The organism is Embleya sp. AB8, assembly GCF_049739465.1.
Classification (GTDB): domain Bacteria; phylum Actinomycetota; class Actinomycetes; order Streptomycetales; family Streptomycetaceae; genus Embleya.
Map to the genome: position 1 here is coordinate 299,441 of NZ_JBMHHY010000005.1, position 16,145 is coordinate 315,585.

Sequence of the window (16,145 nt, forward strand, 5' to 3'; positions counted from 1 at the left end):
GGGTACACCCTCCCGAGCCCAGTGCAACGTGAACGCAACCTGAACACCGAAGCACCGGGCCATCCGTCGGGTCGGCGGGCGGGGATACTGACCCGATGACCGTGCACCGCATCCTCGTCGTGGAGGACGACCACGGGCTGCGCGACGTGCTCGCGCGCGGCCTGCGGGACGAGGGCTTCGACGTGGTGACCGCCGCCGACGGCGCCGGCGCGCTGCGGATCGTCGACGACCGCACCCACGCGGTGGTCCTGGACATCGGGCTGCCGGACGCCGACGGCCGCGATGTGTGCCAGGCGATGCGCGCCACCGGGGTCACCGTCCCGGTGATCTTCCTGACCGCGCACGACGGCCTCGCCGATCGGCTCGCCGGGTTCTCCTCGGGCGGCGACGACTATCTCGGCAAGCCGTTCCACCTGGTCGAACTCGCCGCGCGGGTGCGGGCGGCGGTGCGGCGCGGTGGTCGGGCGCCGGGGATCGAGGTGGGCGCACTGCGCCTCGACCCGGTCCGGCATCTGCTCCTGGTGGGGGAGACCCCGGTCCCGCTCACGCCCACCGAGTTCCGGCTGCTCGGCTGCCTGATGGCCGAGCCCGGCGCGGTGGTTCGGCGTCGGGTACTGGTGCGCGCGGGCTGGCCGGAGGGGGCCCAGGTGAGCGACAACACGCTCGACCAATACCTGACCAGGCTGCGCCGCAAGCTGCGTTCCGGCGCCTGCGCGCACGGGATCGAGACGGTGCGCGGCGTGGGGTATCGGTTCGGGTGAGGGCGTGGGCGCGGCGCCGGTTGCCGGGGACGTTGCGTGGGCGGTTGGCGCTCACGGCGCTGCTGGCCGGGGCGGTCTGGGTGGCCGTACTGACCGTGTTGTTCAACGTCGCGCTCGCCTCCCGGCTGCGGGTCCAGGCCGACGACCTGGTGCGCACCCGGGCCGCCGCCGTGGCGTCCACGATCGAGGCCGGGCCGGACGGCACGATCGTGGTACACGAGCCGGCCGACGATCGGGTTCTGGACGCGGGGGTGTGGATCTTCCAGCGCGATCGGCTGATCGAACAACCACCCGGACCGGCCGGCGTGCGCGGCCGCGCGGAGCGCCTGGTCGGGCGCGGCGCGGCGTTCGCGCAGACCGAGCGCCCGGCCGCGACCCGGCTGTACGCGCTGCCGATCATGGACGCGGCCGACGGCACCCGCCAGGTGGGCACCGTGGTCGCCTCGGTCGACCTGAACCCGTACCGCAGCACCGCCCACGAGGTGCTCGCCGGCTCGATCGCGCTGGCCCTGCTCCTGCTCGGCGGCCTCTACCTGGTCACCCGCGCGGTGGTCGGCCGGGCGCTGCGCCCGGTGGGCCAGATGAGCGCGCAGGCGGCGCGACGCAGCGCGGCGGGCGCGTCCGAGCGGTTCGGTACGGCCGGCCGCCCGGCCGAACTGGCCACCCTGGCGGGCAACCTGGACGAACTGCTCGACCGGCTGGCCGCGGTGTTGCGCCACGAGCGGCAGCAACACGCCGAGCTGTCCCACGAGTTGCGTACGCCGCTGGCCCGGATCACCGCCGAGACCGAGTGGCTGACCGCCCGCCCGCGCGATGCGGCCGAGCGGCGCACGGCGCATCAGGCGATCGGGGCGGCGGCGGCCACGATGGAGCGGATCTGCGAGACGCTGCTGTCCGAGGCGCGTACCCGGACCTCGGCGGTCCCGGGCAGTTGTCGGCCGGCGGCGGTGGCCCGCGAGGCGGCCGGGCGGGCCGTGACCGAGCACCCGGACGCCGCGCCGATCGAGGTGCGCGCCGACGGGGATCCGACGGCGGGGGTGTCGGCGCGGATGGTCGAGCGCATCCTGGCGCCGCTCCTGGACAACGCCCGACGCTACGCCGCGACCACGATCGTGGTGGAGTGCGCGGCGCGGCCGGGTGGCGGGGTCGCGCTGATTGTGTGCGACGACGGGCCGGGTGTACCGGTCGTGTTCGCACCGCTGGTGTTCGATCCCGGGCGCCGCGCCGACCCCGAGGACGGGCACGACGGCGCGGGCCTGGGCCTGCCGCTGGCCCGCCGGTTGGCCCGGGCCGCGGGTGGCGACCTCGAACTCGACCTCGCGGCGGGCGGACACGGCGCCCGGTTCGTGATCACCCTTCCTGCGGGCTGACCTCCACGGCGGGCGACTCGTCGGCCCTGGTCACCGTCAGGTAGCCGACCAGGAGCAGGATCGTGGCCAGGAACAGCACGCTGGTGACCACCGTGCCGAGCCCCAGGCCGCCCTCGTCGGGGTCCTGGGAGAGGTAGTCGCCGAGCGAGGCGCCGAGCGGACGGGTGAGGATGTACGCGAGCCAGAAGGACCACACCGCGTCCAGTTTGGCGAGGTAGTGCGCCGCCGCCACCAGGGCGATCACCCCGGCGAACAACAGCGCGGACTTCCAGTAGCCGACGTCGAGTTGCTCGGCGACCAGGTCGCCGGCGGCGGTACCGAGGGCGAAGGTGAGCAGGATCGCCGCCCAGTAGTACGCCTCCCGGCGCGGGGTGCGGATCGAGTGGATGGACAGCGTGCGCTCGCTCGCGTACCAGGCGGCGAAGGTCGCGATCAGCGCGACGCCGAAGACCGCGGTGGTCGCCTCCAGCGGGATGCCGAGGTTGTCCGTGAGGTTGTCGGTGATCAGCGTGCCGACCACGCTGACCAGCACGACGGCGAGCCAGTACAGGCCCGGTACGTAGCGCGGGGCGCGGAACTGGAAGAGCAGCGTGACGATCAGCAGCACGGTCATGACCAGCGAGGTGCCGGTCAGCCCGAGGCCGAGATTGCCGTTGAGGTAGTCCGCGGCGGTCTCGCCGACCGTGGTGCACAGGATCTTGATGACCCAGAAGAACACGGTGACTTCGGGCACCTTGTTGAGCAGCGGACGTCCCGGGGACGCCTGGTCGAGACTTGCCTGATGTGTCGTCATGGGCGGACGCTGACATGGCCCGGCTGAACCTTGCCTGACTGCGGTGTGGGCGGATCCGGGGTTTCTCAGGGTGCTCTCAGCCGTGAGGTGCTCTCCTGAGGGTGAGGGTGGCCCGGATCGGGCTGCCCGGGTGCGGAACGGTCGGGCGGAAGTGTCGGGGCGGAAGCGTCGGACGAATCCGACGAATCTGACGAATCAGTCGGGGAGAAGTCTCATGGGGACAGGACCCGGGTGTCGGGAGCGTGCCGTGCGGTGTAACGCGCGGGACGTCGATTCGACCCGGTCGGGGCACGACAGAGACGGCAGGAACGGCAGGAACGGTACGGGCGGGCCCGGTGTCGCGGGGATGTCGGGGGACCGGCGGTGATCACCCGCTCGAACCCCTCGCGGGGTGGGCGCGGGTGGCGTGGTTGGCGGGTCCGGGTCCTTGCGCTGGCGGTCTTCGTCTCGGCGGTGGTCGCGCTGTTGGCGCTGCCGCCGGTGGTGGGCCAGGACTCGAATCCGTGCACCCCGGTGTCGGAGAACGTACCGGCGCCGCACGCGCTGCATGTGGCGGCGGAGCGCGCGGACAACCTGGTCGACCGCTTCCGGCACAAGTCGGAGGTGCGGCCGACCTCGGTGAACTCGTGCTGACGCGCCGGCGCGTCCCGAGGGTGGCCGTCGGGCCGGCGGCCGGCCAGGTCGACGGCTGCCGGGCAGCGGGTGGGTGTGCGGGCGACCTCGGTGAACTCGTGTCGACGGTGGGCCGGTCGGCGGTGCCGGGTCAGCGGGCCGGGCGGGTGTCGACGACTCGGCCCGCGTCGACCGTGACGATGGTGTGGGCGTAGCGGGCGACCAGGTCGAGATCGTGGGTGATCACGACCAGGGACATCGAGCGGGCGATCCGGATCCCGTCGAGCAGGTCCATCAGCGCGGTCGCGGTGTCCGGGTCGAGTGCGGAGGTCACCTCGTCGCAGACCAGTACGGTCGGTTCGGCGGCCAACGCGCGGGCCACCGCGACCCGTTGGCGTTGCCCGCCGGACAGGCCCGCGGGGTGGCGCGCGGCCAGGTCGGGCGGTAGACCGACGGCGGCCAGGAGTTCGCCGACCCGGGCGGGGACGTCGCGGCGCGGTGCGCGCCGGTGCAGGATCAGTGGGCGGCCGATGGTGGCGCCGATGGTCAGCGCCGGGTTGAGCGTGCCGAGCGGGTCCTGGCCGACGAGTTGGATGTCGCGGCGTCGGGCCCGGTCGCGGCGCCGACCGAGGGCGGGCAGCGGGGTCCCGTCGAGGGTGATCGTGCCCTCGGCGGAGGCCGCCAGGCCGACCAGGGCGCGGGCCAGGGTGGTCTTGCCCGCGCCGGATTCGCCGACCACGGCGGTCACCCCGGCCGGGGCCACGGTCAGTTCGGCGCCGTCGAGCAGCAGCGGGCCGCGGCGTCGCGGCGCGGCCCAGACCCGCAGACCGGACACGACCAGGCGCGGTGGGCCGGGGTCGGCCGCCGCCTCGGCCGGCGGGCTCGCCGGTACGGGATCGACCCGCCGCGCCAATGCCGGCGGGTGGTGCGGTGCGGGGCCCGCGACCTGCACCACCCGGTCGGCGAGGCCGGCCACCGCGGCCGGATCGTGGCAGGAGAAGACGATCGTGGTGCCGTCGGTGTCGGCGATCTCGCGCAACATCGTGCACAGTTCGTCGCGCAGCGCGTGGTCCAGGCCCGCCGTCGGCTCGTCGAGCAACAGCAGCCGCGGGCGCCGGATCAGTGCCCGGGCCAGCGCGACCCGGCGCTGCTGACCACCGGAGAGCCGACCCGGCCGACGGGCCAGGAACTCCCGATCGTTCGGCAGCCGAACCGCCGCCAACACCCGGGCGGGCCCGGCCGGATCCCGGTCGAGCGCGGTTTCCGCGAGCAGTGTGCGGACCCGCATGTGCGGGTTCAGCCGGGATCCGGGGTCCTGGGCGACGATCGCGATCTCGGCCCGGCGTACCGCGCGCAACCGGGCGGCATCCAGCTCGAACAGCTCCCGGCCGAGCACTCGCGCGCTGCCCGCGACGTGCCCGAGTCCGGGGGCGAGGTGCCCGGTGAGGGCCTGCAACAGCGTGGTCTTGCCCGCACCGGAGGGCCCGGTCAAGGCCACCACCTCACCCGGCCGTACCACCAGATCGGTGGGCCGCAACACGATGCCCCCACCCTCGGCCCCGACCGCGAACCCACCCAACTCGACCGCCGACTCCCCCTGCACCCCGAGCCCGACGCCGCCGGCGGCCACCACATCGGCGGCCGTCATCGCACACCATCCGACGCGGCCGGGTCCGCCGAGTGGCCGGCGGCGCGCGCCCTACCGGCCGACTGCCCGGCGGAGTCGCCCGCGACGGCGACCGGAGGCCCGGCATACCGGACCCGCTCGCCGTGCTCGACGTGGTCGGTGTGCATTGGCTTCGCCGTCTCCGTCGTGATCCTCGTGGAGGTGGTCGGGGTGGGCGCGACGCGGGTGCGGTGGACGGTCCGCCTGCCCGGCTCGACGCGGTCGGTGTGTGCCGCGTGCGCCGTCTTCATCGCGACTCTCCCGGCTCGGCCGACTCCGCCGGCTTGCGGCTGCGTCGGCGTGGAGAGCCGCCGCCAGGCGGGTGTGCGGCCAGGTCCGCGGCCAGGTTGACGCTGATCGCCAGCAGGCCCACGGCCAGGCTCGGGGCCAGCACCGACCACGGGTTGAGCAACATTCCGGGGGCGTTCTCCCGGACCATCAGGGCCCAGTCGGCGGCCGGGGGTTGTGGGCCGATTTGCAGGAAACCGGCCGCCGTCACCACATACACCGCTTCCACGAATCGCAGGCCGAACAGGGTGGTGAGGGTGCCACGCAGATTGGGCAACAGCTCGCGCAGGATCAGGTACGGGAGCCGCTCGCCGCCGGCCACCGCCGCCTGGACGTAGCCGGTCCGCGCCAACGGCGCTGCCGCGCCCGCCACCACGCGGGTCGCGAACGGCAGTGAGATCGTCACCACGGTCAGGCCGAGCGCCAAGTCGCCGCCCCCCGGCCAGGACAGCGCGACCAGCAGGATCGCCAACACCGCCGGGATCAGCATGAACAGGTCGGCCGTCCGGTCCACCAGCACGCCCAGCCGAGGGCGCAGCGCGGCGGCCGAGCCAAGCAGGGCCGCGCCGAGTGTGACGATCGCCGCGATCACCGTGGCGGTGACCACCAGGTGCAGCCCGCCCGCCAGCACCCGGCTGAGTACGTCCCGCCCCAACTGGTCGGTCCCGAAGGGCAGTTCGCCGGACGGCCCGGAGTAGGGCGCGGCCTGCGGATCGTCGATCGGGTGCGGCGCGAACCACGACCCGCACAGGGCCAGGGCGAGGGCGGGCAGTACCAGGGCCGAGGCCCGGATCAGACGCTTCATCGGCGCACCGCCTCCGCCGCGTGTGCGCGGATCGTGTCGGCGACCAGCAGCACCGCCAGGATCACCGCACCGGTCAATACCAACACCCCAGCCACCAGCGGCGCGTCCCGATCCTGCACGGCGGCGGTGAGCACCGCGCCCACCCCCGGATAGTTGAAGACCGTCTCGACCACCACCGCGCCGCCGAACAGGACACCCACCGAGGTCGCCACGGAGACCGCGATCGTGGGCAGCGCCCCGGGCAGTACATGGCGAAGCAACACCCGGCGCGGCGACAGGCCGTCCAGGTGCGCGGTCTCCACGTGTGGTGCCCGCGCGGCATCGAGGACCGCGGCTCGCACCACCCGGGTGTTCCAGCCGATCTGCGGCAGGGCCAGCGCGAGCACCGGCAGTACCACCATGTCCGGCGAGGCGACCGCGCCGTCCGGACCGATCAGCGCGACTGCCGGCAGCCAGTGCAACCAGGACGCGAAGACCAGCACGAGCAGCTCCGCGACCACGAATTCGGGCAGGGACAACACCGCGATCGCCAACCCGGAGATGCCCCGGTCGGTGGCCCGCCCGGCCCGACTTGCCGCGAGCACGCCCAGCAGCAGGGCGGCAACCACCGTCAGCAGCAGCGCCATCCCGGTCAGGAGCAGCGTGTTGACGAAGTGTCGGCCGACCAGATCGCCGACCGACTCGCCGCGCGCGGTGCTGCCCAGGTCGCCGCGCAACACGCCGCCGATCCAGTCGCCGAACCGGGCGGACAGCGGCCGGTCCAAGCCCAGTTGGGCCCGCCGCGCGGCCACGTCGGCGGCCGTCGCGCCACGCTCGGTGGTCGACCGCGCGGCATCGCCGGGAAGCAGGTTGACCAACGCGAAGACCAGCACGAGCAGCGCCGCCAACAGCGCGGCCCGGCGCGCCAACAGGCCCCCGAAGCGCAGCACGGGTCTCACCCCGCGAGCCAGGTCTTCTCCAGGAGCACCCGACCGAACCCGCCCAGCTGCGGCAGGTTGCGGACCTTGGCCCCGGCCAGGTCGACCCCGTCGGCCATGCCCCACAGCAGGTAGCCCGACTGCTCGTACTGCAACTTCTGCACCTCGTGCAGGAGTTCCTTGCGCCGAGCCGGGTTCGCGGTGCTGATCGCCTGGCGGTAGGCGGCGTCGAAGGCCGGGCTGCGCCACGCGGCCTCGTTGTTCGAGGCGTCGGAGAGCATCAACTTCCCGGCGTAGAAGGCCAGCGAGTCGTTGGTGCCCCAGTTCATCGTGTAGAGCGGGGCCTTGAGCCAGGTCTTGTCGTAGAAGGTGTTGGAGTCCTGCTTGACGATGTCGACCTTGACCCCGACGTCCTTCATTTGTCGGGCGAACAGCGTGGCCGATTCGACCAGCCCGGATATCTCGTCGGTGGTGAAGATCTCGTAGGTCTTGCCCCGGTCGAACCCGGCCTCGTCCAACAACTTGCCGGCGCGGGCGAGATCGCGGACGCGCTGCGGCAGGTCGGTCGCGTACATCGGGTCGCCGGTGCCGAGTACGTCGTTGGCGATCGTGCCGTAGCCGCTGAGCACCTGCTCGACCATCGCCGGGCGGTCCACGGTGAGCCGGATCGCCTCGCGCACCCGCTGATCGGCGAACGGGCCGTCGGCGACCCGCATCACGATCGGCATCGCCACGTCGTTCTTGCGCCGCACCACGCCGATGTTCGGGCGACCCTGGAACGTTCGCGCGGTGACCGCGCCGACGTTGGAGGCCACGTCGAGCTGGCCGCCGGCGAGCGCGTTGCCCATCGCGGCGGCGTTCTCGAACATCCGCACCTCGATCGCGTCCAGCGGGATGTCGCCGCCGTGCCAGCGGTCGTTGCGCACCAGGCGGGCGTTGCCGTCGCGATACCAGTCCAGGCGGAACGGGCCGGTGCCGGGCGAACCGACCACGTTGGTGGTGTCCTTCTTCAGCACGAAGGTCATCATCCGCAGTTGCAGCGGCAGTTCGGTGTTCGGGTAGTCCGAGGTCAGCACCACCGTCCGCGCGCCGTCGGCGACGATGTTCTCCGGCTTGACGCCGGGCATCCGCATCGGCCCGGACGGCATCCCGTGCAGTCGGCGCATCGACCAGACCACGTCGTCCGCGGTGACCGGCGTGCCGTCGTGGAAGACCGCGTTGTCCGCGATGGTGAACCGCCACGCGGTCAGGTCCGCGCTCGGCTCCCACTTGCTCATCAGGCGCGGGGCCACCGGGTCGGGCGCGCCGGGCATCGTCAGCGGCTCGTAGACCAGGGCCGCGATCAGGTAGTCGCTTTCGTTGGCCGGCACACCGTGCGGGTCCCGCACGTTCGCCGCGGCCCGGCCCAGTGCGCCCACCCGCAGGGTGCCGCCGCGCACCGGCGCGCCGGCCGGGCCGCCGGCGGGGTTCGGCTTGCCCGTCGCGGAGGAGGAACCCGAGCCGGATCCGGTCGAGCACGCGGCGAGCAACCCGGCGGCACCCAGACCGGCGCCCGCGCCGAGAAGTTGTCTGCGGTTCCAGTCGATGCCCAGGCCCCGACTCGTGTTCCGACTCATGTTTCCGACTCCCTGTCGAGATCGTGCGTCCTGCGTATCCGTGCGCGCCGAACGGCCCGATCGTGCGCTAAGGGTTGGCTTACCTAATCATGAAACGGTACGCCGGGAACACCCCACCCCCCGATCGACGGCGGCCGTGCATAATCGGGGACCGCCCCGCCTCGGGCCGGCGCCACGCTCCGTCCCGGACGAATCGACACACCGTCATGAACCGGGCAGGTCGCGGCAGTTCCCTCGGCCACCGGTCGCGCAGACCGGCCTGTCCGAGCAACCCCGGCGCCGGCGCCGCCACTTCGACCCGGAAGCAGCACATCACCATGCCGATCCGTCCCCGCCCGGGTGGCGAGACCCGCGCGCTCGTCGCGCTCGCGGCCCCGCTGGCCGTGACCCAGGTCGCCCAGGTGGCGCTGACCACCACGGACCTCGTGATGATGGGCGCACTGGGCGCCGGCGCGCTGGCGGCGGGCGGCCTGGCCATCGTCGTGTTCAACCAACTGCGCACGATGGGCGTGGGGATGGTCACCGCGCTCGGCAACCAGATCGCCGCCGCGCGCGTCACGGCCGCGCTCCCGGACCCGGCCGAGCCGGCCGACACCCGCGCCGGTGGCAAGAATCACACGGCGGGGCGCGAAGCGGATAAATCGGATGCGGGTGCGGAAGTCGGCCCAGGGATCGGCCTCGGAGCCGGCTCCGGAGCCGACGTCGGGATCGGCCCCGGAGCCGACCTCGGGGTCGGGCCTGGGGTCGACGTCGGGGTCGGGCCTGGGGTCGACGTCGGGTTCGGGCCTGGGGTCGGCAAGGAGGTCGGTCCCGGTTCCGGCCTCGGAGCCGGTGCCGAGGCCGGCGCGCAGGTCGGCGCTGAAGTCGCTGCCGAGGGCGACACGGAAGCCGGCGCCAGAGTCGGCGCGCAGGTCGGTGCGGAAGCCGGTGCCGAGGGCGGCCCTGGGGCCGGTGCGGAGGCAGGCCCCGACATCGGTGCGGAAACCGGGGCCCGGGCCGGCGCGGGCGCCGCCGGCAGGCTCGGCACCCAGGCCGCGCCCGCAGCCCGCCGCGCGGCGAACGTGGCCACCGACGACCCCCACGCCGCGCTGCGCGAGTTGGTCCGGGCCGGGCTTGCCGTCGCCACCCTCGCCGGGCTCGCCGGCATCCTGCTGATGGCCGCGATCGCCGCCGCCCTGCCGCTGCTCGGCCAGAGCGCCGACGTCGTGCACCGCGCCCGGCCGATGATCCTCGCGCTGGCCCCCGGCCTGCTCCCGTGCCTGTGGTTCCAGGTGATCCGCCAGTACACCGTGGGCATGCGCCGCCCGCAGGCGCTGCTCGGCATCACCATCGCCTCGGTCGCCGCGAACATCGCGCTCAACTGGTGCTTCATCCACGGCGTATGGTTCGTCCCGGACTTCGGCCTGGTCGGCATCGGCCTGTCCACCACCCTGGTCTACGGCCTGTCCCTGCTCGCCCTGCACGCCGCGGTGCGCCGCGATCCGGTGCTCGCACCGGCGCTGTCGCTCGCCGCCTGGCGCGCCGACCCGGCGACGGTCCGCCGGCTGGCCAAGCTCGGTTTCCCGATCGCCGCGACCTACGGCTCGGAGGCCGGCTTCTTCTCCGTGGTCGCGCTGATCATGGGCGGCTTCGGCGCCGCCGCGCTGGCCGCGCACACCGCGGTCAACCAACTCGTCTACATCGTCTTCCAGATCACCGTCGGCATCTCGCACGCCTCCTCGGTCCTGGTCAGCGAGGCGATCGCGCAGCGTCGCCCGGCCCGGGCGCGGGTGGTCGCCCGTACCGCACTGGCCCTGGGCGCGAGTGTGATGGCCGTGGTCGCGCTGCTCTACCTGGTGCTGCCCCGCGTGGTGCTGACCCCGTTCCTGGATCCGGACGACCCGGCCACCTCGACCGCGATCCACCTGCTCGCGATCGCCGCCCTGCTCCAGTTCTTCGACACGTCACAGAACATCGGCGTGGGCCTGCTGCGCGGCCTCGACGACACGTCGGCCGGCTTCCGGATGACCGTGATCGGCTACTGGCTGGTCGGCCTCCCGATCGCGCTGCTCGTCGGCGTCGCCGCCGACACCGGCCCCACCGGCGTCTGGATCGGCCTGTGCGCGGGCCTGGCGGCGACGGCGGGACTGCTGCTGCGGCGCTTTCGCGCGGGGCTGGACCGAACGGCCACGCGCTGAGCGTGTTCGCGCGCGCCTGGGCCGGATCCGCGAAGCCGAAGCCCGGCCCGCGCGCGCCCGCGCCGGGCCCGCGAGGTCCGGCCTCCGCCCTTCGGGCCGCTCGCCGCGCCCGGCTCGCCGTACCGCACTGCGCAGTTGCTCCGCCGACCCGCCGACCCGCCGACCCGCCGACCCGCCGACCCGCCGACCCGCCCGGCGTGAGCGCACGTCCGGCGACCCCGGCTCTCGGCTACGGTCCGGCCGTCCCGTCGTGCTCGTCCGCCTCGCCCGGCGGGTAGCGCGGCAACACCACCCGGAACAGTGCGCCGCCCGACTCGGCGCCGACCACCTCGACCGTGCCGCCGTGCGAGCCGACCACCTCGCGGGTGATGGCCAGACCCAGGCCGGTCCCGCCCGAGCCGCGTCGCCGGCTCTCGTCCAGCCGGACGAAGCGCTCGAACACCCGCTCCCGCTCCTCGACCGGGACCCCGGGCCCGTCGTCGACCACCTCGACGATCGCGGTGTCGCCGACCTCGCGCAGCGTGAAGCCCACGCTCGTCTCGGCGTGCGTGGCGGCGTTGTCGGCCAGATTGCGCAACACCCGGCCGAGCCGGTGGGCATCGCCGCGGACCCGCACCGGGGTCGTCGTCGCGGTCACCGTCAGGCCCGGATGTTGCGCGGTGAGCCGGTGCCGCTCGGTGTCGACCAGGTCGTCCAGGTCCACATCGCCGAAGCGTGGCCGCAGTTCGCGCTCGTCGGCCCGGGCGAGCAGGATCAGGTCGTCGACCAGCCGGTCCAGGCGCGCGGTCTCCGCGGTCAGCAACTCGACCATGGCGCCGTCCCGTTCGGCCAGCTCATGCGTACCCAGCACCTCGAGCCCGGTGCGCAGCGTGGTCAGCGGGCTGCGCAACTCGTGTCCGGCGTCCGCGACGAACCGGCGCCGCGCGTCGACCTGTTTCTCCAGCCGATCCAGCATCTCGTTCATCGTCTCGGCCAGCCGGGCCACCTCGTCCCGCGCCTCGGGCACCGGCACCCGATCGCCGAGCCGGGCCGCGCCGATCCCGGCCACCTTGCGCCGAATCGCCTCCACCGGCCCGAGCGAGCGGCCGACGAACGCGTAGGTGGCACCGGCGACCACGACCACGAGTACCGGATACCCGACGATCAACAGCGCGCCGGCGTCCTCGACGCTGTCCCGGATCGGTTCCACCGACTCGCCGACCAGCACGGTGTACGTCCCGTCCGGCAGACCCACCCCCACCGCCGCCACCCGGAAGCGGTCTTCGTGGCCGAGGATCCCTCGACGTTGCTCGCTCTCCAGTCGGCCGGCCGTAGGTCGCGCGTCGGACATCGGCGGCCGCCCGTTGAGCGCGCCCGACCAGGCGAGCACCGTCCCGTTCGGCCGCACCACCTGGACCAGCACCGACCCACCACGCTCGGCCGGGAACACCCCGCCGGTCACCCCGCTTCGGGACAGATCGGCGGCGACGGTCCGGGCCTGCCGACTGGTGTCCGCGTCGATCGTGCGCTCCAGGGAGCGCCGATACAGCAGTACGAAGGCCACGATCGCCACGGCCAGCACCAGCGCCACCACCACGGCCGCGGCCAGTGCGGACCGCGTGCGCACCCCCGCGTGGCGCAGATACCACCCGCGCGCCCGCATCCACCGCTGCCGCAGCGCGGCCGTCGTGGTTCGCCCCGAGCCGCTCATCGGCCGGCGGCGACCCACGGACGCAGCCGCGAGCCGCGCAATCGCTCCACCACGGGCGCGGCCCGGCCGGCCGCCAGGGTCAGCGGCCAGGCCAGCAGGACCCCGACAAGCAGCCCGACCAGCACATCGTGCGGATAGTGCACGCCCACCCACACCCGCGAGGCCGCCATCGCCAACGCCGCGACCGCGGCAATGATCCCCAGGACCCGATTGAGCAGCCACACCACGGTCGCCGCCGAAGCCGCGATCACCGCGTGATTGCTCGGGAACGACCAGTCGCCGGGCGCCGGACAACTCTCCACGGTGAACGAGTTCGGCATCGCCTGGCAGGGCCGCTGCTCCTGGATCACGCTCTTGAGCGCGTCGTCGAGGACGTACACCACGGCCACCACGAGCGGCGCGCACAACGCCCGGGCCATTCGTACCGCGTCCTGCCCGCGCGCCGACCACCACGCGAGGATCATCAGCGCGGCGAACACGGCCAGCCCGTAGGCGGTCCAGTCGTCGATCACCCGGTTGACGAAGTCCGGCGCGTGCCGGGCCAGATCGGTCACCCGGGTGTACAGCCCGCCGTCGACGGACGAGCCGGAGAAGGCCAGGTCGCTCACGATTCCTCCCGACGGTGTGCCCCCGACTTGGGCCGCTGCCGGCGCTGCCGGGACCGGTAGACCTCTATCGCGATCGGCAGCAGCGACACCAGCACGACAAGGGCCACGATCGGCAACAGGTAGGTGTCCACGTTGGGCACCGACGAGCCGAGCCCGTAACCGGCCAGCACCAGGCCCACCGCCCACACCACGCCGCCGATGGTCTGCCACAGCGTGAACGTGCGCACCGGCATCTCCAGGACACCGGCCAGCGGGTTGAGCACGGTACGCACGACCGGGACGAAGCGGGCCAGCACCACGGCCTTGGCGTGTCCGTACTTCCCGAGCAACTCCTCGGCCCGCTGCACCCCCTCGTGCAGACTCTTGTTCTTGTACCGGGCGAGCAACGCGCGTCCGCCGCGCCGGCCGAGCACGTAGCCCACCTGCGCGCCGATCAGCGCACCGCCCACGGCGGCGAGCAACACCTGCCACAGGGTCAGATGGACCCGGTCCGAGGAGCCGGAGACGCACAACAATCCGGCGGTGAACAGCAGCGAGTCGCCGGGCAGGAAGAACCCGATCAGCAGGCCGGTCTCCGCGAACAACACCACGGCGATGCCGAGCGCGCCGAACGCGGACAACAACGAACTCGCGTCCAGAACATTCACGGCCAGGTCGGACACGGCCGACGGCGCCATAGGTGATCCCTCCGATATGTCGCTGTGTCGCGCGGATGTCGCTGCGCGGCGAGCCGCGATCCGGCGTCGGTCGGGCCGGGTCACGGCGGGGACGACGACGTACCGGGGCTCTGTCCCCGAAACGATGCCGGATCACGCCTGAGAGATCGCTGAGAGGGTGTGGTCGGCCCGGGTCGCGGTCGGCCCGGGGTTCAGCCCGCGGGTTCCGCGCCCGGCCGGACCAGGCCCGATTCGTAGGCGAACACCACGGCATGCACCCGATCGCGCAGGTCGAGCTTGGTCAGCGCGCGGGCGAGGTGCGTCTTGACGGTGGTCTGGCCCACGTGCAACGCCTCGGCGATCTCGGTGTTGGTCAGCCCGCGCGCCACCAGGCCGAGCACTTCGCGCTCGCGTTCGGTGAGCAGGGCCAGGCGGTGGGTCTGGGTCGGTACGGCGGGCCCGGTGACGAAACGGTCGAGCAACCGGCGGGTGAACGAGGGCGACACCATCGCGTCGCCGCGCAGTACGCCACGCACGGCGACCAGGATCTCGTCGGCGGGCGCGTCCTTGACCACGAATCCGCTCGCGCCCGCGCGCAGCGCCGCATACGCGTAGCGGTCCAGGTCGAACGTGGTGATCACCAGGATGGCCGGGTCCACACTCGCGGCGCGGATCCGCTCGGTGGCGGCGATGCCGTCCAGGTCGGGCATCCGGATGTCCATCAGGATCAGGTCGGGGGACAGTGCGGCGGCCAGTTCGACGGCCTCGACGCCGTTGCCGGCCTCGCCGACCACGGTGAGGTCGGGCTGCGAGTCGAGCACCATGCGCAGGCCGACCCGGATCAGCTCCTGGTCGTCGCAGACCAGGACGCGCGCGGGGGAGTCGGTCATCCGGCCGCTCCGCTCGGCAGCGGCGCGGGGCTGCCCACGTGCAGCGTGGCGGCGACGCGGTAGCCGCCGTCGGGATCGGGGCCGGCGTGTACCGCGCCGCCGAAGATGGCCGCGCGTTCGCGCATGCCGGCCAGGCCGCGGCCGGAGGAGGGCAGGCCGTTGGGGGCGGCGTGGCCGGGTTCGTTGTGTACCTCGATGGCGACGGTGCGCTGCCGGGCGGTGCGGCCGAAGTCGATGTCGACCCGGGCCCGGGCGTCGGGCGCGGCGTGCTTGACCACGTTGGTCAGGGCCTCCTGGACGATGCGATGGACCTGGAGCGCGGCCGTGGGCGGCAGGGTCGACGCGTCGCCGCGGGTGGCGAGTTCGATCGGCGCGCGGCCGGCGGCGCAGCGGGCGACGAGCGCGACCAGGTCGGGGGTGGTGGGCTGGGGGGCCCGGGCGGGGTCGTCGGGTCGGCCGTCGGCGGCGAGGTCGTCGCTGTGCAACACCTCGAGCAGCAGGCGCAGATCGGCGAGCGCGGTGCGGCCGGTGTCGGCGATGGTGAGCAGGGAGCGGTCCACGACGGAGGGATCGTGTACGTGGGCCACCTTGGCGCCCTCGGCCTGCAGCACCATCACCGACACGCTGTGCGCCAGGATGTCGTGGATCTCCCGGGCGATCCGGGCGCGTTCCTCGGCGACCGCGGCCCGGGCCAGCGCGTCCCGGCGGGACTCGGCGAGTACGGCGCGTTGTTCGACGTCGTCCAGGTGCGCGCGGCGGGCGCGGGTGTACTCGCCGTAGACCCAGGCGAGTGCGAGCATCAGGGCCCCGGCCCACTTGGTCTCGACCAGACCCGAGCCGCCCGGACGCAGCGCCCACCACATGGCCAGGCCGATCAGGTAGGCGGTCACCACGGTCGCTTCGCGGCGCCGGCCGTGTACGACGAAGGTGTAGATGATCGCGACCAGTGCGATGGCGCCGCGCTGGAACTCGTTTCCCCAGACGTGGCCCAGGAGTTGCACGAGCGCGGCGGCGGCGACCACCGGGGCGGCCAGGCGCGGATGGCTGCGCCGCCACAGCAGCGGCAGCGCCAGCGCGGCCCAGACCGCGATCTGCACCGGCAGTGGCCGCCAACCCGGGTGCTCGTAGGCGCGTGGCGGACACACCACGATCGCGACCAGCACCCAGTCCGAGACCCTCGGATGGGCGTGCCACCAGCGGTTGAGAGTTCGCCACCATTCCTGTCGCACAGGAGGCAGCGTAGGTCGCGACCGAGTCGACGCGCGTCCTCCGCGGCGTCGGCACCGGGTCGTCCTC

14 protein-coding genes are annotated in these 16,145 nt (G+C 73.5%); 4 read left to right on the forward strand and 10 right to left on the reverse strand.

From position 1 onward, the window contains the following. Positions 1-95 precede the first annotated feature (95 nt). Both ABIA38_RS09675 and ABIA38_RS09680 read left to right on the forward strand, forming a co-directional pair. Positions 96-761, forward strand: coding sequence for a response regulator transcription factor (locus tag ABIA38_RS09675; RefSeq protein ID WP_424638083.1), 666 nt, complete (start codon positions 96-98; stop codon positions 759-761). Next, positions 758-2,131 carry a sensor histidine kinase gene (locus ABIA38_RS09680; protein ID WP_424638084.1) on the forward strand — a complete coding sequence of 458 codons (1,374 nt, stop codon included), beginning with the start codon at positions 758-760 and terminating at the stop codon, positions 2,129-2,131. Before ABIA38_RS09675 ends, ABIA38_RS09680 begins: the two co-directional genes overlap by 4 nt. On the opposite strand, the gene ABIA38_RS09685 is transcribed toward ABIA38_RS09680, so the two are convergent. Continuing rightward, positions 2,112-2,924 carry a hypothetical protein gene (locus ABIA38_RS09685; RefSeq protein WP_424638085.1) on the reverse strand — a complete coding sequence of 271 codons (813 nt, stop codon included), beginning with the start codon at positions 2,922-2,924 and terminating at the stop codon, positions 2,112-2,114. The genes ABIA38_RS09680 and ABIA38_RS09685 overlap by 20 nt on opposite strands. Positions 2,925-3,287: 363 nt before the next feature. Between ABIA38_RS09685 and ABIA38_RS09690 the strand changes: the two genes are divergently transcribed. Then, positions 3,288-3,557 (forward strand): hypothetical protein, encoded by a 270-nt coding sequence (locus ABIA38_RS09690; RefSeq protein WP_424638086.1) that lies wholly within the window; start codon positions 3,288-3,290, stop codon positions 3,555-3,557. 130 nt (positions 3,558-3,687) lie between these two features. Here the strand turns inward: ABIA38_RS09690 and ABIA38_RS09695 are convergent, their stop codons facing one another. The 4 genes from ABIA38_RS09695 to ABIA38_RS09710 all read right to left on the reverse strand — a co-directional run bounded on the left by ABIA38_RS09695 (position 3,688) and on the right by ABIA38_RS09710 (position 8,828). Continuing rightward, positions 3,688-5,184 (reverse strand): ABC transporter ATP-binding protein, encoded by a 1,497-nt coding sequence (locus tag ABIA38_RS09695; protein ID WP_424638087.1) that lies wholly within the window; start codon positions 5,182-5,184, stop codon positions 3,688-3,690. A 265-nt stretch (positions 5,185-5,449) separates the two neighbouring features. After that, positions 5,450-6,295 (reverse strand): ABC transporter permease, encoded by an 846-nt coding sequence (locus ABIA38_RS09700; protein ID WP_424638088.1) that lies wholly within the window; start codon positions 6,293-6,295, stop codon positions 5,450-5,452. Further along, positions 6,292-7,224 (reverse strand): ABC transporter permease, encoded by a 933-nt coding sequence (locus ABIA38_RS09705; RefSeq protein WP_424638089.1) that lies wholly within the window; start codon positions 7,222-7,224, stop codon positions 6,292-6,294. The genes ABIA38_RS09700 and ABIA38_RS09705 overlap by 4 nt, the downstream gene beginning before the upstream one ends. Before the next feature lie 5 nt (positions 7,225-7,229). Continuing rightward, a complete protein-coding gene (locus ABIA38_RS09710) occupies positions 7,230-8,828 on the reverse strand; it encodes an ABC transporter substrate-binding protein (protein ID WP_424638090.1) in 1,599 nt (532 codons plus the stop codon). A 317-nt stretch (positions 8,829-9,145) separates the two neighbouring features. Here ABIA38_RS09710 and ABIA38_RS09715 point away from each other — a divergent pair, with 317 nt between their 5' ends. Beyond that, the gene (locus ABIA38_RS09715) at positions 9,146-11,005 is read left to right on the forward strand and encodes an MATE family efflux transporter (protein WP_424638091.1); all 1,860 of its coding nucleotides are present in this window, start codon (positions 9,146-9,148) and stop codon (positions 11,003-11,005) included. A 229-nt stretch (positions 11,006-11,234) separates the two neighbouring features. Here the strand turns inward: ABIA38_RS09715 and ABIA38_RS09720 are convergent, their stop codons facing one another. From ABIA38_RS09720 to ABIA38_RS09740, 5 genes are all read right to left on the reverse strand, one after another. Next, the gene (locus ABIA38_RS09720; RefSeq protein ID WP_424638092.1) at positions 11,235-12,695 is read right to left on the reverse strand and encodes a sensor histidine kinase; all 1,461 of its coding nucleotides are present in this window, start codon (positions 12,693-12,695) and stop codon (positions 11,235-11,237) included. Next, the gene (locus tag ABIA38_RS09725; protein WP_424638093.1) at positions 12,692-13,303 is read right to left on the reverse strand and encodes a phosphatase PAP2 family protein; all 612 of its coding nucleotides are present in this window, start codon (positions 13,301-13,303) and stop codon (positions 12,692-12,694) included. The genes ABIA38_RS09720 and ABIA38_RS09725 overlap by 4 nt, the downstream gene beginning before the upstream one ends. Continuing rightward, positions 13,300-13,980, reverse strand: coding sequence for a DedA family protein (locus ABIA38_RS09730; RefSeq protein WP_424638094.1), 681 nt, complete (start codon positions 13,978-13,980; stop codon positions 13,300-13,302). The genes ABIA38_RS09725 and ABIA38_RS09730 overlap by 4 nt, the downstream gene beginning before the upstream one ends. A gap of 191 nt (positions 13,981-14,171) precedes the next feature. Continuing rightward, positions 14,172-14,849: a response regulator gene (locus ABIA38_RS09735; RefSeq protein WP_424638095.1), complete on the reverse strand. Its 678-nt coding sequence runs from the start codon at positions 14,847-14,849 to the stop codon at positions 14,172-14,174. Then, the gene (locus ABIA38_RS09740; RefSeq protein ID WP_424638096.1) at positions 14,846-16,078 is read right to left on the reverse strand and encodes a sensor histidine kinase; all 1,233 of its coding nucleotides are present in this window, start codon (positions 16,076-16,078) and stop codon (positions 14,846-14,848) included. Before ABIA38_RS09740 ends, ABIA38_RS09735 begins: the two co-directional genes overlap by 4 nt. Positions 16,079-16,145 lie beyond the last annotated feature (67 nt).